Source organism: Mesorhizobium sp. WSM4808 (genome assembly GCF_055811675.1).
The window spans coordinates 148,821-171,792 of record NZ_JBVVQX010000003.1 but is presented as its reverse complement, the minus strand read 5'-3'; the positions used below and the strand labels follow the sequence as shown (position 1 = coordinate 171,792).

General features: G+C 62.1%; 19 protein-coding genes. 7 read left to right on the top strand and 12 right to left on the bottom strand.

Annotation, left to right across the window (positions count from 1 at the left end; translation table 11 throughout):
* Nucleotides 1–131: 131 nt before the first annotated feature.
* The 8 genes from AC0L2U_RS06150 to AC0L2U_RS06115 all read right to left on the bottom strand — a co-directional run bounded on the left by AC0L2U_RS06150 (nt 132) and on the right by AC0L2U_RS06115 (nt 10,984).
* Nucleotides 132–3,779, bottom strand: coding sequence for a DUF5801 repeats-in-toxin domain-containing protein (locus tag AC0L2U_RS06150; protein ID WP_473601568.1), 3,648 nt, complete (start codon nt 3,777–3,779; stop codon nt 132–134).
* Between the two features lie 316 nt (nt 3,780–4,095).
* Nucleotides 4,096–4,584: a response regulator transcription factor gene (locus AC0L2U_RS06145; RefSeq protein WP_473601567.1), complete on the bottom strand. Its 489-nt coding sequence runs from the start codon at nt 4,582–4,584 to the stop codon at nt 4,096–4,098.
* A gap of 334 nt (nt 4,585–4,918) precedes the next feature.
* Nucleotides 4,919–5,281, bottom strand: a complete 363-nt coding sequence (locus AC0L2U_RS06140; RefSeq protein WP_473601566.1) for an AraC family ligand binding domain-containing protein — start codon at nt 5,279–5,281, stop codon at nt 4,919–4,921.
* 2 nt (nt 5,282–5,283) lie between these two features.
* Nucleotides 5,284–6,717: an NAD(P)/FAD-dependent oxidoreductase gene (locus tag AC0L2U_RS06135; RefSeq protein ID WP_473601565.1), complete on the bottom strand. Its 1,434-nt coding sequence runs from the start codon at nt 6,715–6,717 to the stop codon at nt 5,284–5,286.
* Complete coding sequence (locus AC0L2U_RS06130) at nt 6,717–7,895, bottom strand: M20 aminoacylase family protein (RefSeq protein WP_292337018.1); 1,179 nt, start codon at nt 7,893–7,895, stop codon at nt 6,717–6,719. The genes AC0L2U_RS06135 and AC0L2U_RS06130 overlap by 1 nt, the downstream gene beginning before the upstream one ends.
* Nucleotides 7,892–8,701, bottom strand: coding sequence for an ABC transporter permease (locus tag AC0L2U_RS06125; RefSeq protein ID WP_473601564.1), 810 nt, complete (start codon nt 8,699–8,701; stop codon nt 7,892–7,894). The genes AC0L2U_RS06130 and AC0L2U_RS06125 overlap by 4 nt, the downstream gene beginning before the upstream one ends.
* Entirely contained in the window at nt 8,698–9,897 is a 1,200-nt protein-coding gene (locus tag AC0L2U_RS06120) for an ABC transporter permease (RefSeq protein ID WP_164873800.1), read from the bottom strand. Before AC0L2U_RS06120 ends, AC0L2U_RS06125 begins: the two co-directional genes overlap by 4 nt.
* Nucleotides 9,898–9,928: 31 nt before the next feature.
* The gene (locus tag AC0L2U_RS06115) at nt 9,929–10,984 is read right to left on the bottom strand and encodes an ABC transporter substrate-binding protein (RefSeq protein ID WP_128287620.1); all 1,056 of its coding nucleotides are present in this window, start codon (nt 10,982–10,984) and stop codon (nt 9,929–9,931) included.
* A 121-nt stretch (nt 10,985–11,105) separates the two neighbouring features.
* Between AC0L2U_RS06115 and AC0L2U_RS06110 the strand changes: the two genes are divergently transcribed.
* From AC0L2U_RS06110 to AC0L2U_RS06080, 7 genes are all read left to right on the top strand, one after another.
* Nucleotides 11,106–12,440 carry an aspartate aminotransferase family protein gene (locus AC0L2U_RS06110; protein WP_128287621.1) on the top strand — a complete coding sequence of 445 codons (1,335 nt, stop codon included), beginning with the start codon at nt 11,106–11,108 and terminating at the stop codon, nt 12,438–12,440.
* Nucleotides 12,440–13,177, top strand: a complete 738-nt coding sequence (locus AC0L2U_RS06105; protein ID WP_127321023.1) for a GntR family transcriptional regulator — start codon at nt 12,440–12,442, stop codon at nt 13,175–13,177. The genes AC0L2U_RS06110 and AC0L2U_RS06105 overlap by 1 nt, the downstream gene beginning before the upstream one ends.
* On the top strand, nt 13,177–14,283 hold the full coding sequence (locus AC0L2U_RS06100) for an ABC transporter ATP-binding protein (protein ID WP_473601563.1): 1,107 nt from the start codon (nt 13,177–13,179) through the stop codon (nt 14,281–14,283). The genes AC0L2U_RS06105 and AC0L2U_RS06100 overlap by 1 nt, the downstream gene beginning before the upstream one ends.
* Nucleotides 14,284–14,314: 31 nt before the next feature.
* Nucleotides 14,315–15,250: a 3,5-dioxohexanoate:acetyl-CoA acetone transferase gene (kce, locus tag AC0L2U_RS06095; protein ID WP_127317813.1), complete on the top strand. Its 936-nt coding sequence runs from the start codon at nt 14,315–14,317 to the stop codon at nt 15,248–15,250.
* Nucleotides 15,247–15,675 (top strand): acyl-CoA thioesterase, encoded by a 429-nt coding sequence (locus AC0L2U_RS06090; protein ID WP_127399093.1) that lies wholly within the window; start codon nt 15,247–15,249, stop codon nt 15,673–15,675. The genes kce and AC0L2U_RS06090 overlap by 4 nt, the downstream gene beginning before the upstream one ends.
* Nucleotides 15,676–16,337: 662 nt before the next feature.
* Nucleotides 16,338–17,006: a N5-glutamine methyltransferase family protein gene (locus AC0L2U_RS06085; RefSeq protein ID WP_245481877.1), complete on the top strand. Its 669-nt coding sequence runs from the start codon at nt 16,338–16,340 to the stop codon at nt 17,004–17,006.
* On the top strand, nt 17,003–18,118 hold the full coding sequence (locus AC0L2U_RS06080; RefSeq protein WP_127809479.1) for a hypothetical protein: 1,116 nt from the start codon (nt 17,003–17,005) through the stop codon (nt 18,116–18,118). Before AC0L2U_RS06085 ends, AC0L2U_RS06080 begins: the two co-directional genes overlap by 4 nt.
* Nucleotides 18,119–18,167: 49 nt before the next feature.
* On the opposite strand, the gene nadE is transcribed toward AC0L2U_RS06080, so the two are convergent.
* The 4 genes from nadE to asnB are packed head-to-tail and all read right to left on the bottom strand — an operon-like array spanning nt 18,168 to nt 22,970.
* The gene (nadE, locus tag AC0L2U_RS06075) at nt 18,168–19,175 is read right to left on the bottom strand and encodes an NAD(+) synthase (RefSeq protein ID WP_127809480.1); all 1,008 of its coding nucleotides are present in this window, start codon (nt 19,173–19,175) and stop codon (nt 18,168–18,170) included.
* Nucleotides 19,172–20,716, bottom strand: coding sequence for a class I adenylate-forming enzyme family protein (locus tag AC0L2U_RS06070; protein WP_128362993.1), 1,545 nt, complete (start codon nt 20,714–20,716; stop codon nt 19,172–19,174). The genes nadE and AC0L2U_RS06070 overlap by 4 nt, the downstream gene beginning before the upstream one ends.
* Nucleotides 20,717–20,742: 26 nt before the next feature.
* A complete protein-coding gene (locus tag AC0L2U_RS06065) occupies nt 20,743–21,009 on the bottom strand; it encodes an acyl carrier protein (RefSeq protein ID WP_127809482.1) in 267 nt (88 codons plus the stop codon).
* A gap of 23 nt (nt 21,010–21,032) precedes the next feature.
* Entirely contained in the window at nt 21,033–22,970 is a 1,938-nt protein-coding gene (gene asnB / locus AC0L2U_RS06060; protein WP_473601562.1) for an asparagine synthase (glutamine-hydrolyzing), read from the bottom strand.
* Between the last annotated feature and the right edge of the window lie 2 nt (nt 22,971–22,972).

Genomic DNA, 22,972 nt, shown 5'->3' with positions numbered 1-22,972 from the left:
TGCGGTTATGTTGGTATATTGGTAAGCAGGTGGTCATGTAAAAAGACCGGCCCCCGGCGGGTTAAGAGGGGGCCCGGTCAATCAATCTTGTCCTGTAAAGGGGCAGCGTTTAACTGCCCCTCTGGGCAAGTTTAGGCGACCACGTCCACTAGAATGTGGGCCGCCGGGGTCGGCGTTACGTCGCCGTCCGCGTCGGCAAGCTGAACGGCAAAGTCAAGGCTGGCGTTCAACGTACCGGAAGTGCTTTGCACAAACCCGATGTCCACGATCTTGAGGACGTCGTTGTCGGTCAGGTCGAGATTTTGCTGGGCACCCGCCAAGCTACCGCCGCCCGCGCCGGTCGTATTGACAAAGTTGATACCCGTGCCGGTCAGACCGTTCGCGGACTGCATGATCTGCACGCCCTGAATAAGGACGTTAGCATTGGTAGTGTAGTCGTTCTGCTCGATAATGATCAACGCGTCGTTGTTGGAACCCGAATACCCTGACAGGGAGAACTCGGCATCGTACGGGGCGGGTACAACAGCACCGCCCTTGAGGAAGTCCGAGTTCTGGATATTCAAGGCGACGGTAGTCTCGGTGTCGTCCGACGTGGAGGCCGTGCCCTTGGTGTCGACCAAGTCAAGGATCAAGACGAGGTCCTCGGCATTGCCGATGCCGTCGAACTTCAGCACGATACCGCTAGCTGTCGTTGTCGGCTCGGTCCGTTCGTGTTGGATGCCCGGTGTGACGGGATCAACATCGACGCCGGGGTTCGGGTCGTTGAGCACTGCCGGCTCTTTGAAGAACCGTATCGTCAACAGTTCGCCCTTCTGGATCGTATCACCGGCGACACCATTCTCGCCTTGGGTTGCAGAAACCCAAGTCGTGACGGCACTGGCGGCCATGTCGTGGTTGGCGCCGTCAAACGCGATGTCAGCGGTAGACCCTTCGCCGTTCTGCGAGAAGCTAAACGGCGAATTATTGGCCGTGAACTGCACGAGGAACGGGTTTGGATCACCATTCGGCGTCAACTGCGCCACGACGACTTCCGGGTGGCCCGAATTAGTGTTCGGGTTCCGAGCGAAGTCCTGACTGGTGTGGACGACATCAAAGGCGAACCCATCGATAACGTCGTTCAGGGCAATCGAGTAGGTGTCGTTGACCTTGTCAAAGATCAGCTGACCACCCGCCGTCGCGTCCTGAATACCAGCCGTGATCGGGTCCTTGTCGTAGTGGAACGTGAAGTTGAACGTCGCAGAGTTGGCGTCCTCCGACACGAGCGTAGCGTATGCCGGTGCGGCAGGCGCATTGTTAACGTTCGCAAAGATCGCGGTGCCGTTAGACCCCGTGATCGGCGGTGTCGCGCTACCGACAAAACCGGAGAGAGCAAGCTGCACCCCAGCCACGTTAAGATTACCGTCCACGAAGTCCGACTTGTCGTCGGAGTTGCCGGCGATGTTATCGGCACCGTCATAGTCCGGAATGTCGTTACCGATACTGTACCCGAAGACACCGGTAGCTGCGAGGGCCGGCGGGGACACCACGTTGTGCAACGTCTCGCGCTGGATGCCTGATGCCGGGTCACCGTCGAACGGTGCCGTGATCGTCGGGCCGTCGTCCGTGAAGGTAAGGTTCTGGCCGATGTTGACAAAAGCCGATGCCTGGTCGCCGTCCTTGTCGGTTATGGTGGCGGTGAGCTTGATAAGGTTGTCGGCGGTCAACGTCTCCGTATCGTTGGGTCCGCTGTTGGGATCGTGTATAATCGCCCGATCCTGGTTGAGCGTCACAACACCAAAGGCGTCCACGCTGGCCGTGAAGACCAGAAGATTACCGACTGCGGTGCGACCCTCGACAGCCCCACCGCTGACCGTCAAGTTGACAGCCTCACCGGAAAGTGTATCGACAAGACCGCTGTTGGCACCCGACACGCTCACACTGAGCGCGTAAGTTGTGGTCCCGGCCCCGTCAGCGCCGTAGAGACCCGTGAAGTTCGACGAGTAGTCGGCGGTCGAGTTGCCCGCGAGATTGGTCTCATCAACCGTGGCGCTGGCCTCTGCGCCCCCTGCGTTGATGCTCGGGCCGTCGTCCTTGAAGATGAGGTTCTGACCAATGTCCAGGGTGGCCGATTGATGGTCGCCGTCCTTGTCGGTGACGGTTGCGGTGAGCTTGACCAGGTTGTCGGCGGCCAGGGTTGTGCTCTCGTCGGGGTCGGCGGTCGGATGCACCACCGCCCGTATCTGGTCGAGCGTCACGCTGCCGGTACCGCTGACAGCGACCGTGAAGACGAGGTCGTTGCTGGTAACGGTGCGACCTTCGATGACGCCGCCATTGAGCGAGAGGACAACCGCTTGTCCGGTTAGGGTATCTACGATGCCAGTTACGCCTGCCGTGAAGCCGAGCGCGTAGGTCACCGTGCCGGCGCCGTCGGAGCCGAAAGCCGAGCTGAAGTTGACCGCAAAGCTCTGCACGTCGTTGGTCCCCAGCACCGTCTCGTCTACAGTCAGTGTAGGCTCCGTGCCGGTCGATGAAATGCTAGGCCCGTCGTCATCGAAGTTGATGAAGGAGCCGACCTCTTCGTTGTAGGCGTTGGCTACGTTGCCAGCAAAGTGGACTTCCTTGACATCGAAATAGTCTTTGTCGGTGTCGATATTCTTGATGGTGAAGCGATCAAAGGTTCCGCCAACCCCACCCGCGGTCGTGAAATCGACCGTCACGCCCTCGCCGACATCCTGTAGGATCGCTCCAGTGCTGGTAAGATCGACCGTGATGCCGAGTTGTGCGGCAGTCATCGTGACGCCGTTCAGTTTGAACGTCACGCCGGTGATATTGATCTCCGTACCGAGAGCATCACTGGGGAACGCGGCGCCCTCTTCGTTCCCGGCTTCGTTATAGGCGTGAATCTCGATGTCAGCCTTGGTATTGGTCGGCGTGGATTGCGAAATCGAAAAACCCGCACCGGAGACGGTCTCGATGTGGGTGTTGTAGTCAGGCGCCACGGTTGGCGTGTCGGTAAACGTCTTCCCCGCGCTCTGGGTGCCGCCATTGATCAGGTCGATCTGAAGTTCACGGCCAAAACGCACGTCTTGGGATGAGACACCCAGGCCTTGCGTGCTGACGTTGACTTCGGCCTGTACGCCATTGTCATGAGCCGTGACTAGGATCTTCTGCGGGCTCGCCGTATCGGCGTCGAGGATATACCATTTGTTGTGTCCGGGAGGGGCGTCACCAAGCGAGCTGAAATTGAGCACCGTGGTCCCGGTGACCGAGGCGAAAACCTTATTGGTCAGATCAATTTGGTCATCCGGGTTAGCCGCATTCGGATGCAACAACGACACGTACTGGACCAGGTAAAGGTCGGCAGTGGTGGCGCTTGTGGAATTCAGCCCGAACGAGAGGGCGAGAGGCCCGGTTGCAGCCGGTGCGGCGGACGGGTCAGAGGTACCAATGACGCCAATTACGACGTTTGGATGCGTTGGGTCCTGAAACAGCCAGACATAACTGCCATCGACTGTCTTGATAAGACTGTTTACGCCGACGGTCGTGGAAAACGCCGTGCCGGAGGAGTTCTGGGCCAGAATGATTGAGGTGATGGTTTCCCCTGCGTTCGCCGAGGCCACCACGAAGTTGGCCTGGAAGGCGACTTCCGGTGAGGTCAGTCCGCCCGCGCCGTCGAGGCCCAGGAGATATGTAAGCGTGGCGTTGGTGCTGTGCGGCGGAAGGGAGGAGTCAACATCATCGTCCTGAAGGCCGGTGGTCTCGTCGATGATGATGTCTTGAGCTACGATGTCGAGTGCCATGGAGATTCTCCTTGGTTCAAAATGCTTTCTGGAAAAGGGATGCAGCCCCCAATGCCGGAAATGCACCTACCCCGGTGCAGCCGGTCGCATACTGAAATGCGCCCCTCCAATTTCATTGTGCCGCCGGCGCAGAGGGCGCGTCCATTCCCGGTTGGATAGTATTGCGGTCAATGTCCGCACCTGATCGAACGATATATATCCTTCGATAGATCAGGTTGGCGGGCGCTGCGGGAGGTCGCGCAGGCACGCGCCAGACGCCGTCAGACGGCTCTCCGGCCGTTGCCGTGCGTACAATGTCGGTGCGAGTGGAGAGTGTTCAGAGCAGGCCGGTTCGACCCATTCCCGGTCGCTCGGCGGCTTTGCCGTGCGTCATCCAGGCCAGTTCCGCCCGGCCGCCGAGGTGCAACTTTTCGTAGACGTGATGCAGGTGCATCTTCACCGTGCCTTCGGATAAATGCAGCCGCTGCGCGATGGTTTTGTTGCGCAGCCCGCGCGAGACGAGATCGGCGATTTCGGTCTCCCGCCCGGTCAGCCTGGACATTGGCTGCGGCTGCGAGCCGGGCATCAGCAGCTGCTGGACGATCTTGTTGTCGATCCACTTCTTGCCCGCCGCCACCGCATTCACGCATTCGATGAGAAAGCGGTGGCTGATGCCGTCCAGAAACAGGCCATCGACGTCGAGCGTCTGTATTTCCCTGACATCGAGCCCGCCGGTTGGCTGCACGATGAAGATGATGCCGAGAGCGCTGCTGCAGGCCTTCAGCCGTGAGGAAAGACCTGATGTCTGTTGGTCCGCGAGATCCACGCCCACGATGACCATATCAGGCCGATGGCGCTCCACATGAGCGAGAACGTCCACAGGGCGGCGACACTGGGCGACAACATCGTGTCCAGCCTTCTGCAACACCCATTCCAGACCAGCGAGATACACCCCTCGCGGGTCCGCGACAACTAACGTTGACATGCGAACACCGCCCGTAAAAAACGCAACGAACTTGGTTAAACACCCGTTAAATCAGGAAACCAGAGCCTAGGCCGATTGTCAAGGAATAGCTAATATACATGTTGCTATAATAACGACCCGGGGCCGCGGGGCGGAACTGCGCCGTGAAAGGCCAACCTATGATATGCCTGCGACTTCAAGGTTCTAACGTCCCTTGCCGCGCGGCCCAGTCGTACGGGTACAGGCAGTAAAAATAGCCGGTGCGTTCGGTTGCGATGTATTTCAGATGCGTGCCATTGGGCAGCCAGACGATGTCGCCAGGGCGGCATTCGTGGCGGCCGTCATCCAGTTCGATCGTCAGCGTGCCTTCATGGATGAACAGCACCTCGTCATAGGTCACGGTCCAGTCGATCGAGGCGTTCTCCAGATACTCAATGCCACCGCCCATGGTCCGGCTGATGTCGGCATTGATCACGCGCGCGATCGACGACGTTCCGGTCGGCGTGACTGATGGCTTCAGAGTCAACTCGCTGTGCTTGAAAATCTTGGCCTTGGACATTGTCATCCTTTCTTTCCACGAAGATTGGCTTTGGAGGGAGTGACGCCGGACGGAGCCAGCCCGGCGAGCCATCTCGTCACCGGATCCAGCTTGCGCCCGGCATGTTCCAGATCGTCGCGCCGACGCACCGCGCCACGGACGAAATGCGCACCGACGAAGCGAAAGGGTTCGGGCGGGAAACCGCGCGTCACCGGACGCACCAGCGCCGAATGCGTCAGTTCCGATTCGCCGTCAGTCAGCAGGCCGGTGAGGATCTCGCCGCCGATATAAGCCATTGTCGTGCCATTGCCGGAAAAGCCGTAGCCGTAGACGACATCGCGGTTGGCGGGCAAAGCGCCGAACAGCGGGACGCCGCTGATCGTCCGGTCGATCGGGCCGTTCCACGATGTCTCGAGTGGGAAATCGGCGAGCGCCGGGTGGCCATCCCGCAGCGCGCGACGCATTTCGGCGACCCGTGGCGACAGGCCATGGAAACGCTGGTCGACGATGCCGCCGAAGCCAATGACGCCACCGCTGACGCCGACGGACAGCCGACCATCGCGCGTCGGAGACCAACCGCCAACGAAGACGCGGGAATCGATCATCAGCGGCGCCCGGCGGTAGCCGACCTTGTCGAGAAGGTCTGGAATGGGCTGTGACATGGCGTCGTCGCTGGAGATGTTGAAGATCGCAGGGGCCAGTTCCGGAATCGCCCCGGACCAGGCATTCATGGCAAGCACGACCTTGCCGCAGGACACAGTTCCTTTCGCCGTTTCCACCGTGAGCTTGCCACGTCGTGAAAACCGCTTCATCGGCGACTTTTCATAGATCCGAACGCCGCGGTTCAGCGCTGCACGACGCAGGCCGCGCACCAGGAACCCTGGATGCACAGTTGCCGACGAAGCGTCGAACGCACCGCCAAGGTGGCTCGTCGTACCGGCCATCGCCGCGATCTCCGGGCGCGAAACTCGCCGCGCCGGGACGTAGCCATGCGCTGCCAGCTTGTTTAACGCGTCGTCCCAGGCGCCAAGCTGTGCTTCGCAGGTAGCGCCCCAGATCCAGCCGATGCGATCGAACCAGGCGTCGATTGCCTCGGCCTTGCAGAAAGCCTCGATGCCGCCGATCGCGGCTTCGGATGCCTTGATGATCGAAAGCGCGTCGTTTCCGTCGCGCAGCGCGGCAAGCGCGCTGTATTTGGTCCACGCCGAAAGCACCATTCCGGAATTGCGGCCGCTCGGGCCACCACCACAAATGTCGCGCTCTACAATGACAACGTCGAAGCCTGGATTGTGCTCCTTGAGGCGAATGGCGGTCCACAGTCCGAGATACCCGCCGCCGACGATGCAGATGTCGGCCTGCGTTGTCTCTTCGAGCGGAGGCGCAAGGTCCGGGTCCTCGGGCAATGCCTGCCGCAGCCAATGGCTCCGCCAGCGGATGTCTTTTTCCGGCAACTGCATCACGATGCGCCTGCGGCGGACAGGCGGCGCTCCACCAGCCTGACCCAAAGACTGGCGCCCATCGGCAGGATAGCGTCGTTGAAATCGTAATTGGTGTCGTGCGCGGCGGCCTGGTGCGCGTCGTCCGCCTGGCCAAGCAAGAAATAGCAGCCCGGCCGCTGTTCCAACATGTAGCAGAAATCTTCAGAACCCATCTCGGGAGGCGGATCGACGACGAGACGTTCCGAGCCCATCACCTCGTTCGCAATCGCGATCATCGCGTCGGCTTGCGCCTGAGTGTTGATCGTCGGCGCGAAGGGCGTTTCGTAGCGAATATCGACGCTGGCGCCAAAAGCTTCAGCCTCGTTTTTCGCGATGCGGCGGATTGCCATCTCCAGCGTCTTTTGAACCTGATGGTCGAAGGTGCGCACGGTGCCGGTCAGAAACGCCGCATCGGGGATGGTGTTGAAGGCTTCGCCGGCGCGCAGGCTGCCAACGGTGACGATTGCCGGAGAGTGCACATCGGTCAGGCGACCGGGCAGGGCTTCGATTGCCAGCAGGATGCGCGCGGCGACGGGGAGTGGATTGATCGCCAGATGCGGCATCGCCGCGTGGCCGCCCCTTCCATTGACGACGATCTCGAAGCGATCGGCCGCCGCGGCCACCGTTCCGCGGTGGACGGCGATCTCGCCCAGCGGCCGTTCGCAATTGTGCAGCGCGTAGACTTCATCGCAGGGGAAACGCTCGAAAAGGCCATCATTCAGCATGGCGAGTGCCCCACCTCGACCCTCCTCGGCCGGTTGGAAAATGAAATGCACGGTGCCGGCGAAGTCGGGCGAGCGGGCAAGCGCCGAGGCTGCGCCGAGCAGCATCGTCGTGTGACCGTCATGGCCGCAGCCATGCATCCTCCCGGGAATGCGGGATGCATGCGGCAGCGGCCGCGCCTCGGTCATCGGCAGGGCGTCCATGTCGGCTCGGATGCCAAGACTGCGACCAGCGCCGAGCCTGCCCCTGAGCGTGCCGACGACACCTGTCCGTCCGACGCCTTCGGTCGTCTCGATGCCCCACGAGCGCAGTTTGTCCGCCACGAAACGCGCCGTCTCGAACTCTTCGAAGCCGAGTTCTGGATTGGCATGCAGATGCCGCCGCCAGGTCGTCATCTCGGTCTCCAACTGCTGCACCGATGGAACCAGTCTCATGCCGATGCCCTTGCGCGGAGAGTTTGCGAGCGGCCCTGAAGGATGGCGATGACACCAAGCAGGGTCGCCGAGAATGCGATCAGCAGCACAGCGACGGCCGCGATGGCAGGGCTGATGGACTCGCGAACCCCGGAGAAGATCATGCGAGGCAAGGTTCGTTCCGCGCCTGTCGAGAGGAAGCTTGCGACGACGACTTCGTCGAAAGAGATGATGAACGCGATGATGGCCCCTGTAACGACGCCCGGCGCTATCAGCGGCAGCACCACCTTGAAGAATGTGCGCATGGTGCCGGCGCCGAGCGATGCGGCGGCGCGAACCAATGTCCGGTCGAAGGTCGAAAGGCTGGCGACGACAGTCGTCAGCATCACAGGCACGGCCATCGCCGTATGCACCAGAATGATCGATAGCTTGTTGCCGACGAGTCCCAGTGTGGCGAAGAATGAAAAGGCCGCGACGCCGACGATGACAACCGGCGTCACCAGGGGCGCGGCGATGATCGCGTAAAGGATCCGTTTGCCGGCAAAATCGCCCCAGGCGAGTCCGATCGCTGCAGGTATGCCGAGCAGCAACGCCAGAACCGTGGTGGATAGCCCGATGACGACCGAGTTCCACAGTGCGTTCGGCCAACGCTGGTCGACCCACAGTTCGGCATACCAGCGCAGCGACCAGCCCGGCGTCGGAAATGCCAGCGAATTGCTCGAGGTCAGCGACATAGGGATCACGATCAGCAGGGGCAGGATGATGAACGCCAGCAACGTCGCCGCATAGGCATACATCAGCCACTTCCGGAAGCGGTCGGCGCTCATGCGACATGCGCCTTGCGGCGGAAGAGGACGGACGCCGTCCAGAACAGCAACGCAAACAACACGAGGATCATCAGCAGTTGCAGCGAAAGCGCTGCACCCATGCCCCAGTTCAGTGTGCTGTTCGTGTAGAAAGCTATGTAGCTGGAGATCATCTGGTCGGTCGGCCCGCCGACAAGCGTCGGGGTGATGTAGTAGCCAAGTGCGAAGACAAAAACGATCGCCCCGCCGGACAGGATTCCTGGCAGGATCAACGGTAACTGCACGCGGCGCCACGCCGTGAGCCACGGCGCACCCAGCGACAGTGCCGCGCGCATGTAGGTGGTCGGAACCCGCCGCATGACAGCGACGACGGAGAGCACCATCATAGGCAGCAGAACCTGAACCATCGCCAAATAGAGCGAAAAGCGGGTGTAGATGAGGTCGAGGGGTTCGCTGACGATACCCAATCCGAGCAGAGTGGAATTCACGGGGCCGTTCTTCTGCAGCACGATGATCCAGATGACGGTGCGCACCAGCAGCGACGTCCAGAGCGGAAACAGGATCAACGCGAACATCAGCTTCGACCACGCCGGGGGCGCGCTGACAATTGCCTGCGCCAGCGGCACGGCGAGCACCGCGCAGATGACGGTCACCACGATGCTGATCCAGATCGTACGCAGCAGCGCGTCGACGAAGATGGCGCGGTCGGCGGAAACGGCTTCGATCGAATTGTCCGCGCCTCGCTTCAGGTCCAGGCTCGCCAACAGATAATAGTCCGTTCGCGCGCTTTGCTGGCGCGCTATGACCTGCCAGAGATCGATGTTTTTCCAGCCGGCCTGTTTGGAGAGCACCTCGTCGCGCACGGGACGCATAGTGAGTTTGCCGTCGGCCGCATCCTTTGCCGTCTTGATGACGAGGAAACGGCTGCCGACGACGCGCTGGTTCACGAGTTGCGCCAGGACGCCTTCCTTCCCGGCGCGCCGCGCGTCGGCCAAATCCTCGACGAGTGCTGCAAAGACGGGTTCGCCAGGCAGGCCGCTATCCGCATTCCAGCCCGCCAGAGCGGCAATTGTGCGCGGCAGGTTGTTCGAGAAATCCGAGTTGTCGACGGCCAGAGCGAGGAAGCGCGCTACCGGCCACAGAAACAGAATGACGACGAACAGAATAAGCGGGGCCGTCAACAGGGCGAGCATGCCGCCCCGTTGGCGCCGCTTCATAGCCGGCTTTGTCCCGACCAACATGCCTGGGTTACTTCGCGAGCCAGGCCTTGAAGCGTTCTTCCAGTGCTTCCTTGTGCTCGGTCCAGAAGTCGTTGTCATAGGAGGCGCCGTACTGAAGGTGCTCCGGCGACGTCGGCAGGTTGGCCTTCCAATCCGCGGGAATGAGGTCGGCGGCTTCCTTGCGGCCGGTGCCATAGGCATAGAGTTTCGAGAAGCCGGCCTGGTTTTCAGGGATGGAGAACCACTTGAGGAGATCCAGCCCGGCCTGCTGGTGCGGCGCGCCCTTCACCACCGCCCAGTAGTCGGTGCCATAGAAGAAGCCAGCGTCCCATGCGATCGCATAGGGCTTCTTCTCGTTGATGGCTTCGTTGGTGATGCGCGCATTGAATCCGTCGCTGAGCGTGACTTCGCCGCTGTCGAGGTTCTGGATGCCCTGCGTTGTGGTGGACCACCAGACGACGTTCGGCTTGATCTTGTCGAGCATGGCGAAAGCCCGATCGACACCTTCCGGCGTGGCCAGCACCTTGTACATGTCCTCGCGCTTAACGCCGTCGGCCATCAGCGCATTTTCCAGCGTGAACTGTGCCTGCTGGTAAAGCCCGCGCTTTCCCGGAAATTTCTCGACGTTCCAGAAGTCCGCCCAGCTCTTCGGCGCGGCGTCACCTTTGTAGACCTTCGTGTTGTAGGCAAGGACCGTAGCCCAGGTGTCGGATGCGACGCCGCATTCGTGCAGGGTGCCTGGGAGATAATTCGCCGCGTCGCCGGTGATCTCGGGCGTCAGCGGGACGAACAGGCCTTCGGCGCAGCCGACTTCCATGGCGGGCGCTTCGACCGAGACGACGTCATAAGTGATGTTGCCTGCCTGCACCTGGGCACGCACCTTGGCGACCTCGCCGCCCCACTCTTCCATGACGATCGGGACCCCCGTCTGTTCGGTGTACTTGTCCCAGACTCCATCCTTGTAGGCCTTGTCCCATGTACCACCCCAGCCAACCACCGTGACGGGGTCGGCCGCGGACGCGGCCAAAGTCGAGGTCGCGAGGCAGATCGCGGCGGCAGATACGGCTTGCAGATAAGTCCTCATTGCAGTTCCCCTTTCTTATCGTTGTAGATTTGATCAAATTTCAAACGCAAAATGGATTGATTAGCAACAGGAATTTGCGATATGGTGCAAAAAAGTTGAAAAGACGAGGGGATTTGATCGAATGCTGCAAGGCACTAGAGACCTGCGCGCCAATGTCAGTCTCGCTGCTGTTCTGGATGAGGCCCGACAGCGTTTCGCTGACGCCAACCCGAACAGCCTGGCGCGTCAGAACGAGGCCGCGGCATCGTTGCCGGGTGGCAATACGAGGGCTGTTCTATGGTATCCGCCGTTCCCCGTATCGTTTGTTTCCGGCGACGGCTGCAGGGTCACCGATCTCGACGGCCATACCTATGTCGACCTGGTCTCGGAATATAGCGCCGGTTTTTACGGCCATTCCGACAAGGCGATTTCGGCAGCCCTTGTGGACGTAATACAGGGCGGCATCATGCTGGGCGCCCCCAACCGCTACGAAGCGCGCCTTGCAGCGGCGGTAGTCGACCGTTTTCCAGCCATAGAGCGCGTGCGCTTCTGCAACTCGGGCACCGAGGCGAACATCATGGCGATTTCCGCCGCTCGCGCCATCACAAAGCGTTCGAAGATACTCGCGTTCCGCGAGGGCTATCACGGTGGCGTACTCACCTTTGCGCATGGCGGCTCGCCGCTCAATCTGCCGTTCCCCTTTGTCTTCGCCGACTACAACGATAGTGCAGGCGCCGTGGCGCTCATCAAGGAACAGGGCGACGAGCTTGCCGCGGTGATCGTCGAGCCGATGATGGGCGGCGGCGGCTGCATCCCGGCGACGCGTGAGTTCCTGGAAGCGCTGCGCGCGGCGACGAAGGAGACCGGCGCGCTGCTGATTTTCGACGAGGTCATGACTTCGCGCCTCGACTACCGCGCGCTCCACGGGGCGCATGGGATTTTTCCCGATTTCGTGACGCTCGGCAAGTATATCGGCGGCGGCGCCAGTTTTGGCGCATTCGGTGGACGCGCCGACCTCGTCGATCGCTTCGATCCGGCTTTGCCCGGTGCGTTCTCGCATGGCGGGACGTTCAACAACAATATTCTCAGCATGGCTGCTGGCTTCACCGGTCTGACCCAGGTGCTGACGCAAGAGGCGAGCCGCGCGGTCAATGCGCGCGGCGACCGCCTGCGCGAAGCGATGAACGTCTCCCTTGAAAGGCATGACGTCGAGGGCATCGTCATAGGGCGAGGGTCGTTGATGAACCTGCATTTCGTCAGGGGGCCGGTGGACACGCCGGCGCGGCTCGACGACGCCGATCCATCGGTGATTGCGCTTTGGCATATCGAAATGCTGTTGCGAGGGTACTACGTGACGCCGCGCGGCATGCTGGCGTTGTCACTGCCATTTGGCGACGCCGAACTCGACGGCTTCGCCGGCGCATTCGACGATTTCCTGTCGAGCAACCTCAAAATACTGCCGCGCCGGACAAACTGATGCTTGATCGCAAGGATGCCAGTGCCGGCTCGGCCGCGCAAAAGACAGCTCATGTTCGTGTCCATACGGGCTTGAAGGAAGCACTGATGAACGGTGACTTCCTGCCCGGCCAAAGACTGGTCGTGCGACAGCTTGCCGAACAGTACCGGACCAGCGCCATGCCGGTGCGCGAGGCCTTACGGCAACTCGTCAGCGACGAGGCGATGTTCGACCACCCAAATCGGGGCGTCATCGTCCCCGAGGCCACGGTGGCGCGTATTTCGGATCTGGTGCGTGTGCGCTGCAGCGTCGAAGGAACGGCGGCCGAGTGGGCCGCGACGACCATCACGCCCGAAGAACTCGATGAATTGGCGAAGCTGAACGGGCTGATGCGCGAATGCGTCGAGAGCAATGTCATGGCTAGCTATCTCGGCTTGAACAGGCGCTTCCATTTCACGATGTACCATGCCGCGCGGTCACCTCTCATCCAGCAAATCATCGAGAAATTGTGGCTGCAAGCAGGACCGTTCTTGAACATCGTCCGCTCGGACGTGACCTACGGCCTGGGCCTGGACCATCATGACGAAATGCTCGCGGCGCTGCGTCGCGCCGATGGCGCGGCTGCGCGCAAGGCGCTGGTGGCCGACCTGCGCGAGGCCGCCGACATCATTCTTCGCGCCGCCGCGGCGGCTGAGGCTCAACCTGCGCGCAAACGCCCGGCTTCGGCACGCCGTGATCCCAAGGCGCAGGCGCGGTGATGGGCGGATCCCCGCGTGGCCCGGTTCATGTCGAGTTTCGTGGCGTCAGCAAGCGCTACGGGCAGACGGTCCAGGCGGTGCGTCAGCTCGACCTGGAAATCATGCGCGGCGAATTCCTGACGCTGCTGGGGCCTTCCGGGTCTGGCAAGACGACGGCGTTGATGATGCTTGCGGGGTTCGAAGATACGACCGAGGGCGAAATCCTCATTGACGGTCAGCGCATCGACAACGTTCCCGCTAATCGTCGCGGCATCGGCATGGTGTTCCAGAACTACGCGCTTTTCCCGCACATGACGGTCGCCGAAAATCTGGCTTTCCCGCTCGAGGTCCGCAAACTTGGCCGCGACGAGGTGACGCGACGTGTCAGGAACGTTCTCGACATGGTCCAGTTGCCCGAATTCGGCAACCGGCGTCCGGCGCAGCTTTCGGGTGGGCAGCAACAACGCGTCGCGGTTGCCCGCGCCCTGATCTTCGAACCAAATCTTGTCCTGATGGACGAACCGCTCGGCGCCCTCGACAAGCAATTGCGCGAGCAGATGCAGTTTGAAATCAAGGATATCCATGCCCGGCTTGGCGTCACGTTCGTTTATGTGACACACGACCAGACCGAGGCGCTGACCATGTCGGACCGGATCGCGGTGTTCAGCGCCGGCCGCATCGAGCAGCTTTCGACACCACGCGAACTGTATGAGCGTCCGACGGGCAGCTTTGTGGCGAGCTTCATCGGCGAGAACAACCGCATGTCCGGCACCGTGCTTGCCGGCGGTGAAAACGGTGGCGTGGCCGTCCATCTCGACGATGGCGATCTGGTGTTGAACGCCATTTCCCCTCGCGCGACGCCCCCTGCGGGCGCCAAGGTGACGCTGTCGATCAGGCCCGAGCGCATGTCCTTATTGCACGATGGCTCCACCGCCCTCAACGTGATTGCGGCAACCGTCGTTCAGTCCGTCTATGTCGGGGATCACATCCGGCTCGTCGCTGTGACGGCGGGGGGCCTGAAATTCATTGTCAAGCTTGCCGCATCGTCGTCTCGGTCCGAACTCAATGCGGGCGAGGCGGTTCGATTGGGCTGTGGTCGTGAGGATTGCCTCGCGCTCGAGAGATAACAACAAAAGGCAGACAAGGGAGAGTTCAACAATGAAGAAATCGCCGAAAGTCGTCATCACCTGTGCGGTCACCGGCTCGATCCACACGCCGACGATGAGCCCGTATCTGCCGATAACGCCGTCCGAGATCGTCGACGCCGCCGTCGGAGCAGCCGAAGCCGGAGCGTCGGTGATCCATCTGCATGCCCGCGATCCGGAGACCGGCAAGCCTACCCCTGATCCAAAGCTGTTTATGGATTTCCTGCCGCGCATCAAGCAGCAGACCGACGCCGTGATGAACATTTCCACCGGCGGCGGGCTGAAGATGACCCTCGAAGAGCGCCTTGAAGCCGCCCACGCTTCGAAGCCGGAACTCTGCTCGCTCAATATGGGATCTATGAATTTCGCCCTGCACCACATCGCGCCGAAATACACCGACTGGAAGTACGACTGGGAGAAGGGCTACCTGGAAGACACAAAGAAGGGCATCGTCTCCAACACGTTCGAGCAGATCGAGCGCATCATCGTCGAAGTCGGCCAGGCTTATGGCACGAAATTCGAGTTCGAGTGCTACGATGTCAGTCACCTCTACACGCTTGCGCACTTTCTAGACCGCAAGCTGCTGAAGCCGCCGCTTTTCGTCCAGACGATCTTCGGGCTGCTGGGCGGAATCGGCGCCGACCCAGAAGACATGATGCACATGCGCAGGACGGCTGATCGGCTGTTCGGAGACGACTATCTCTGGTCGATCCTTGCCGCGGGCAAGCACCAGATAAATCTCTGCACGATGGGCGCGATCATGGGCGGCAATGTACGGGTCGGTTTGGAAGACAGCCTCTATGTCGGCAAGGGCACGCTCGCTAAGAGCAATGCCGAACAGGTTGCCAAGATAAAGCGCATTCTCAACGAGTTGTCGCTCGAAATCGCGACGCCCGACGAAGCCCGTCAACTGCTGGATCTCAAGGGCGCAAACGAGGTCGGGTTTTGACGCCCGGCATCGAAACCTATGTCGGCGTCGTGCATCCTTGGATGTGCGACGCGATGGGCCATCTCAACGTTCGTCATTATGTGGCGATGTTTGATGACGCCAGTTTCCAGTTGCTGGGCAGGATTGCCGATCCTCGTTTGACGCCGACCCTCGGCTGGGCGGATGTGAGGATGGAGATCGACTACGTGCATGAAACCGCGGCGGGAACTCTGGTCACCGTTCGCAGCGTTATAGAAAAGCTTGGGAAATCGTCGCTGACTTATCTGCATGAAATGCGCGGTACGCTGGACGGAGTCCTGCATGCGCGCATGCGCACCGTAACGGTGCGCTTCGATCTTCAAGCGCGGAGCAAGATCGAGATCGAAGGCGAAGCCCGGCAGGCGAGCGCGAAACTTCCGATGGGTGAAGCCGATACGCGTGGGTGACGGCGAGAATATCTGGTGACGGCATCGTTAGCCGCATTGGCGTCACTGAGCGAGATGCTGTAGGTCGCTGAAGGCTTCTACTCGCCCTAGGAAGGTCAGATATAGCCGCTATCGCACAGGACACCGCATGGGCAGCCCGCCACAATCGGCCATTGCGTACGATAGTGGCGTTTGAAGTGGTAGCGGGAGAGGGACTTTAATCGGCATAAAGTCAATGCGTTATATCGTCTTAGTCAAAATTTTGAAAAAAATGAATCCACAAACGGAATGGAAAACTTTCAATCTTCATTTGCTGGAAGCGGATACTTGAGGCGGAGAATCCGATCCAAGGTAACTGCCGCCTGACAGGATGAGTGGCGGGCTTAGCGTGTTAGGCGACGCGGCGACTTATGCGCCGGAGGCGAATGACAGCAATGCGCCCAAAGTCGGTCATTGAAGTTTACAGCTGGGTAGCTCTGATTGGAGCCACATCCCTTGGATGGGACGGCATCTATATGGCCGAGCTGGCGCGCTGCGAAGTATCGGCGGATATCTTTAGCAGCCGTTTACCGGAGCGCGATAGGTCATTGTGTATGCAATACCGTCGGATGACGTAAGGAACCGCCGTGCCGCACAGAGCAGCAGCCCTAGCCGGTCGTTCTACGCCCCGCCTGCATCGTTTCATGAGCGTGATGCTCGAACTGGCTCCGGGCGTTCTCGTGCCGCGTAAGGAAACAGAGTTGCTCGGACAGAGCGCGCTCGCGATTCTTCGCGATCGCGCGCCCGGCCCGATGGTGATCGACATGTGCTGCGGCTCCGGCAACCTTGCTCTGGCGATCGCGGCGGAAGTTCCGTCGGCCTGCGTCTGGGGGGTGGACGTGACTGACAGCACGGTCGCGCTCGCCCGTAGCAATGCCGAACGCTTGGCCCTTCAGGACCGGGTCGCCATCCGGAAAGGGGATCTGTTCGGTGCGCTGGAGGGCGATGGGCTTATCGGCGCGGCGGACATGATTGTCTGCAATCCGCCCTATATCTCGACCGCGCGCCTCGAAGGCGAGAGCGCGCATCTGCTTGAGGGCGAGCCGCGCGAGGCCTTCGACGGGGGGCCTTACGGCATCTCGATCCACCAGCGGCTGATCCGGGACGCAATCGATTTCCTCAAGCCTGGTGGCTGGCTGCTGTTCGAGTTCGGGCAGGGGCAGGACCGCCAGGTGGCTGCCCTGATAGCCAGAGCCAAGGCCTATGAACCCGTGACATTCGCCAAGGATGAGGTCGGAATGCCGCGTGTCGCACTCCTCCGCAAGCTGGAGAACGGTGCGCCCGCGATCTCATCCTCCGCAAGTTTGGCATGAGCCAGATTCGTCCCCTGCAGGCTGCGGATATTCCGGCCGTCGTCGGGCTCTTTCAAAGAACCTTCCGGGACGGTGGAAAGCCGCCGCCTCCGGCGCTTGAGACTTATCTGCGCTGGCACTATCTTGAAGGCCCGGTCTGCGATCCGGAGATCGCGTCTCTCGTCCATATTGCGAGCGAAGGCGACATTTCAGGCTTTGTCGGCGTGAATGTACTGCCGATGAGGCATGGCCAGCGCAAGCTGCGCGCCGCCATCTGTGGTTCGCTCATGGTCGAAACGCGGGCGAACGACCCGATGGCCGGCGCAAGGCTGCTCAGGACATTCCTGGCCGGGCCGCAGGACATCTCCTTCAGCGAAACCGCAAATGCCCTCTCGACGCAGATGTGGACGAAACTGCGCGGGGTCGCCCTGCCGCAATACAGCCTGGACTGGATCCGGGTAATCCGGCCTTCGGCCTTCCTGCTCGATCTAGCCTCGCGGCGAGCCGGCGCCGTGCGCTTGCTTGACCCGCTCGCGCGCGGACTCGATCGCTATCTTCGCGGACGGATGCAGGAGAACGAGATGCGCTGGTCCGGGGTCCCGGAACTCTGGAATCGCAAGGGCGGCCTCAAGGTTGCCGAAATCGATCATGCCGGTTTTGCGGCTCTTTTGGACCCGTTGATGCGCCAGTTCCCGCTCCGACCCGACTGGAGCGCGGAGCAGCTTGCGCATATCCTCGGGGAGGCTTCCCAGAAGCCGGACTATGGCGAGGCCGTGTTCGCGTCCGTCTCCTCCCCCAGCGGGGCGCTGGTCGGCGCCTTCCTCTATCACACCCGCCCGGGCAGGATGGCGCGCGTGCTGCAGGTTCTGGCCCTGCCGGGGCAAGCTGGTTCCGTCATCGACTGCTTGATTGGCGATGCAGCGCGGCGCGGCGCCGCCGGCCTGCGCGGCCGGACGCAACCCGCCCTGCTGGCAGCGATGCTGGGTCGACGGGTCGCCTTCACTCAACCGGCCTCGACCGTGGTGCATTCGCGCGACGAGGAACTGGTGAACGCGTTCCTGAGCTCGCAAGGCTTCTTCAACGGGCTGGCCGGCGAGCACTGGAATCGCCTGGCCGGGGAGCGGTTCGAATAGCCCATCATTGTGCGCGCGCGGCAACATAATCCCGATTGTCGCGCCGATCTCAGCAGGCGATTTCCTCGACGGGGCGGACGAGCTGCGGGCCAAGGTGCAGATAGCGCGTCGCCCGGCGCTTGGCGGCGATATCGGCCCAGACGCGTTCGACCTCGACCGTAGTCAGCTTCGCGGCGGTGCCGACCTCCACGGCTGAAAGGCCGTTATTCAGGCCGAAGAGGCAAATATCCATGCGGTCATAGGGCAGGGAGAAATAGAACTCTTCCTGCGTCTGCTCGAGGGAATAGGTGTCGGTCGTCGGCGCCCTGCGGCAGATTTCCTCGGGAATGCCGAGATGGGCGGCAAGCGCATAGACCTGGCTCTTGTAGAGATGGGCGATCGGTTTGACGTCAGCTGCGCCGTCGCCATTCTTCACGAAGAAGCCTTGGTCGTATTCGAGCCGGTTCGGCGTGCCGAGCACGGCGAAATTCAGCCGGTCGGCGTGATAGTACTCGATCTGTTTGCGCGTGCGCTGCTTCATGTTGGTGGCGGCGACGATGCCGAGATAGACCGCCGGCGACATGCGCAGCTTCGTCTGCCGGCCTTCGGGGCCCTGCACCACCAGCGAGGAGATGTTGTAGCCCTCGCCGGCGAGCGAATTGGCGATGACGATCTTTGAGGCCCAGCCCGGCCCGTATTCCGGCACCAGCTCGCGGATGAAGGCATCCCGCCGCTCATAACAACCCATCGCGTGCAGCGTCGGGCCGATATCCTCCACGATCGCTTCGACGCCGAAGGTTTCGGCGGCCAGCCGGCCGAGGCGGAGGCTGTCGGGATCGGAGTCGTTTTCCGGCATGAACAGGCAGAAGACGTTCTTCGCGCCGACGGCGCGGGCGGCGAGCGCGACCGAGACGCTGGAATCGATGCCGCCAGAGAGGCCGAGCACGAGCCCGCGCTTGCGCATGCCGCGTAGCTGCTCGCGCAACCCGGCGACGATGCGATCGGTTTCCGCAGCGTTGTCGAGCGTCAGCGCGTCGGCCGAGAAGGCGGGACGGCTCGGGGCGAGGGAGTGGTTCATTCTGCAGTCCCCAACGTTTCGGCCGCCAGTCTTCGGCTGACCTTTCCGGTATCAGTCTTCGGCAACTCGCGGCGGAACTCGATGAGCTTCGGCACCATGAAATCCTCGAGATGAACGGAGCAGTAGCGAATGATGTCCCGTTCGCTCAGGGTCTCGTCCGAGAGAACGACGAGGGCGGCAATGGCGTGGCCGAGCACCGGATCCGGCACGCCGGTCACCACGGCTTCCACGATGCCGGGATGGGCGTGCAGCACAGTTTCGACTTCCTTCGGGGCAACCTTTTCGCCGCGCGTCTTGATGATGTCGTCCTTACGGCCAACGAAATAGAGGAAGCCGTCCTCGTCCGTCCGAAACAGGTCGCCGGTGTGGAGCCGCTTTTCCCAGGGATGCGGCCCGGGACGCAGCATCTGCTCCGTGGCCACGTCGTTGCGCCAATAGCCCTGCATGACATGCGGGCCGCGGATGACCAACTCGCCCGCCACGCCCGGTGGCACGCGGTTGCCCTCATCGTCGACGACGATCGCTTCCGTGTTGGGAATAGCGATGCCGACGGAACCCGGCCGGCGGTCCAGCTCCTCCGGGGGCAGGTAGGTGCAGCGCTTGCACTCCGTCAGACCGTACATGGAATAGAGCTGCACGCCGGGGAACAGCTCGCGCAGCCGGGCGATATGCACCGGCGGCAGGGCGGCGGCGGTGTTCGAGATATAGCGCAGGCTCGGCAGGAAACCCGGCGCCAAATCGCGCATCTGCAGGATCAGCGCCGCCATCGTCGGCACCAGCGGGAAACCGGTGACCTTCTCGGCGCGGATGCGCTCGAAAATGGCCTGCGGAAAGGCGAAGGATTTTTCGAGGACGAGGGTCGCGCCGAGCTTCATCGCCATCAGCAGCTGATAGAGGCCGTAGTCGAAAGCCAGGGGCAGGACATTGAGGATGATGTCGTCAGGGGTGTTGCGCAGATAGGTCGTGATGGATTCGGCCGCGGCATCGATATTGCGATGCGTCATCATCACGCCCTTGGGGCGGCCGGTGGAGCCCGAGGTGTAGATCAGCATGGCGAGGTCGATGTCGATCCCGCCATGGCGAACGGGCACGGGCGCGACCTTGAGACAATCCTCGAAGGAGGCAGCGCCATCCGGTGTATGGCTGGATGGCGCTTGCGTCGACGCGACGAAGAGCGGTTGGTCCGACAGCGCACGCGCCTGGATCACGACAGGCATCAGCTTGGCCTGGGTCAGGATCGCCGCAGCCTCGCAATCGTCGATGACATAAGCGAGCTTGTCGGCCTTGGTGGAGGCGTTGATCGGGCTGAAGGTCGCGCCCGCCTTGAGAACCGCGAAGATCGAGACGGCGGCTTCCCAGCAATTGTCCATGAAGACGAGAACGCGGTCGCCGCGCTGCACGCCGTTCGCGGCGAGGGCGGTCGCGAGCCGGTTCGACAGATCGTCGAGCTCGTCATAGCGCAACCGCTTCCGGTCGGTGACAAGCGCCGTCTTCGCGCCATGCGCGGCCGCGTTCGTGATGAGGAATTGCTCGACCCGCATGAGCTCGGGCCTTCCGCTGCCAGCCGTCACGCCGCGACGAGCGATGCGGCCTTCGCTGTGATGAAGGCCGTGATGCGCGCCAGTGAATCGAGGTTGGCCGGCACGATATCGGCGTCCGCAACTGTGATTCCGCAATGGTCCTCTATAAAGGCCACCAGTTCCAGAACGCCGGTCGAATCGATGATGCCGTTCTCGATCAGCGAGTCCGTATCGGCGAGGGCGTGGGTGGTGTCGCCGAACAGGAAGTTCTCGATGACAAAGGCCTTCACTGCGTCTCGGATCGTATCGGTCATGTCGTTCGCTTTCCTTGGTGGTGTCAGGCGGCCTTTGCGTTGCAAATGCCTGTGCCGGTGAAAGTCGTCAGCCACAGCTGCGTCGACAGGATGCCGACAAAGGCCGCGTTGTCGCGAAAGCCGGAGGCCGGCTGGCGGCTGCATTTCTCATGTAGTTTTGCCACTGCCTTCGGATTGAAGAGCCCGCCGGCGCTGACTGCGGCGTCGCCCAGGGCCGACTGGACATAGTCCCTCGTGCCCGGCCCAACGAAGGACTGGCTGTCCGGTGCGCGATAGGGCTGCTTGGTCCGCCGGCCGATGGCGGCCGGCAGCAGGTCTTTGGTCGCCTCCCGGAGAATATGCTTCTCCACGAGCCCCTTCAGCTTCATCTCGGGAGGAAGGCCGGCGGCAAACTCGACCAGATGATGGTCGAGGAAGGGAAAGCGGCCCTCGATGCCGTGGGCCATCGCCATGCGGTCGCCCTGGCTGGACAGGATATAGCCGGGGAGAAGGAAGCGGGCTTCCAGATATTGCGCCTGATGCAAGGGATGCCAGCGGGCGAACGCCTCGGGCAGACGCGCGGCGAGTTCCTCGGCGGCGTCATATCCGGACAATGTGGCACGCAGATCGCCCGAGTAGAACAGCTTCGTCGCCGCCGTGCCGTCGAACCTCGGCCGATGGGAGAACAGCGGATCGTCGAGCGCCGCGCCGCTAGCCCCGAAGAAGGAGAACAGGTACTCGGCCGATTGCTGCCTCAGGCCCGGAAGATAGGGGTAGAGCTTGCGGAACAGATGCGGCCGGATGCGGGAGCCGGGCTGTCTCCCGCAAAAGCGCCGAACCCTGGCCTCCTTGAAAATATCGTAGCCGGCAAAGACTTCGTCGGCGCCTTCGCCCGTCAGCACCACTTTCAAGCCGGCCTCGCGCACGAGGCTCGAGAGCTTGTAGAGCGGGGCAGGGGCAGTGCGCAGGATCGGCCGCTCCGTGGAGCGGATAACGTCAGGGAAGACGGCGGCGATATCGCCTTCCCCGCAGGCGACGGCGCTGTGATGCGTGCCGAGCGCACGGGCCATCTCGAGCTGGAAGGGGCTCTCGTCATGTTCGGCGCTATCGAAGGTGACCGAGAAGGTCCTGAGGCCACCCGGCGCCATGCCCGCCGCCAGCGCCGATGTGATGGAGGAATCGAGGCCACCAGAGAGATAGGCGCCGACTGGCACATCGGCGCGCATGCGGATGCGGGTCGCCTCCGTCAGGAGGGCGCGCAGTTCCTCGGCCGCGGCACGCTCGTCCCGGTGCCGGGGCGGCGCGTCCCGGTCGGGATACTCCAGACTCCAGTAGGGTCGCGTCGAGACGCTGCCCTCTTGCACGATCATCAGGCTTGCGGGTTCGAGCTCGTAGATATTGCGGAAGGCCGTGCGCGGCGCGATCGGGGCCCAGAGCGTGAAGATCTGGTCGAGTGCGACCGGATCAATCTCGGCCGCGACGCCCGGGGCCTGGAGGAGCGCCTTGACCTCCGAGGCGAAGTATAGCCGTTCGCCCTGCCTTGTATAGAAGAGCGGCCGGACCCCCATGCGGTCGCGCGCCAGAACCATGCGGCGGCGGCGGCCGTCCCAGAGCGCAAAGGCGAAATCGCCATTGAGCGCGGAGACGCAATCCTCCCCCATCTCGTCATAGAGATGCAGGATCACTTCGGTGTCGCTGGCTGTGCGGAAATGGTGGCCTTTCGCGCGAAGCTGCTCGCGCAGTTCCACATAGTTGAAGATCTCACCGTTGAAGGCGATCGTCAGATCGCCCGTCGCATCGGACATGGGCTGCTGGCCGTCCCCCAGGCCGACGATGGACAGCCGCGCATGGCCGAGGCCGGCCGCCTTTGTGGTGAAGAATCCCTGCTCATCGGGGCCGCGATGCGCAATGGCAGCCGTCATCCTTCCAAGGAGCGCCCTCCCATCCCGGACAGTGCCGAAATAACCGCTAAAACCGCACATGC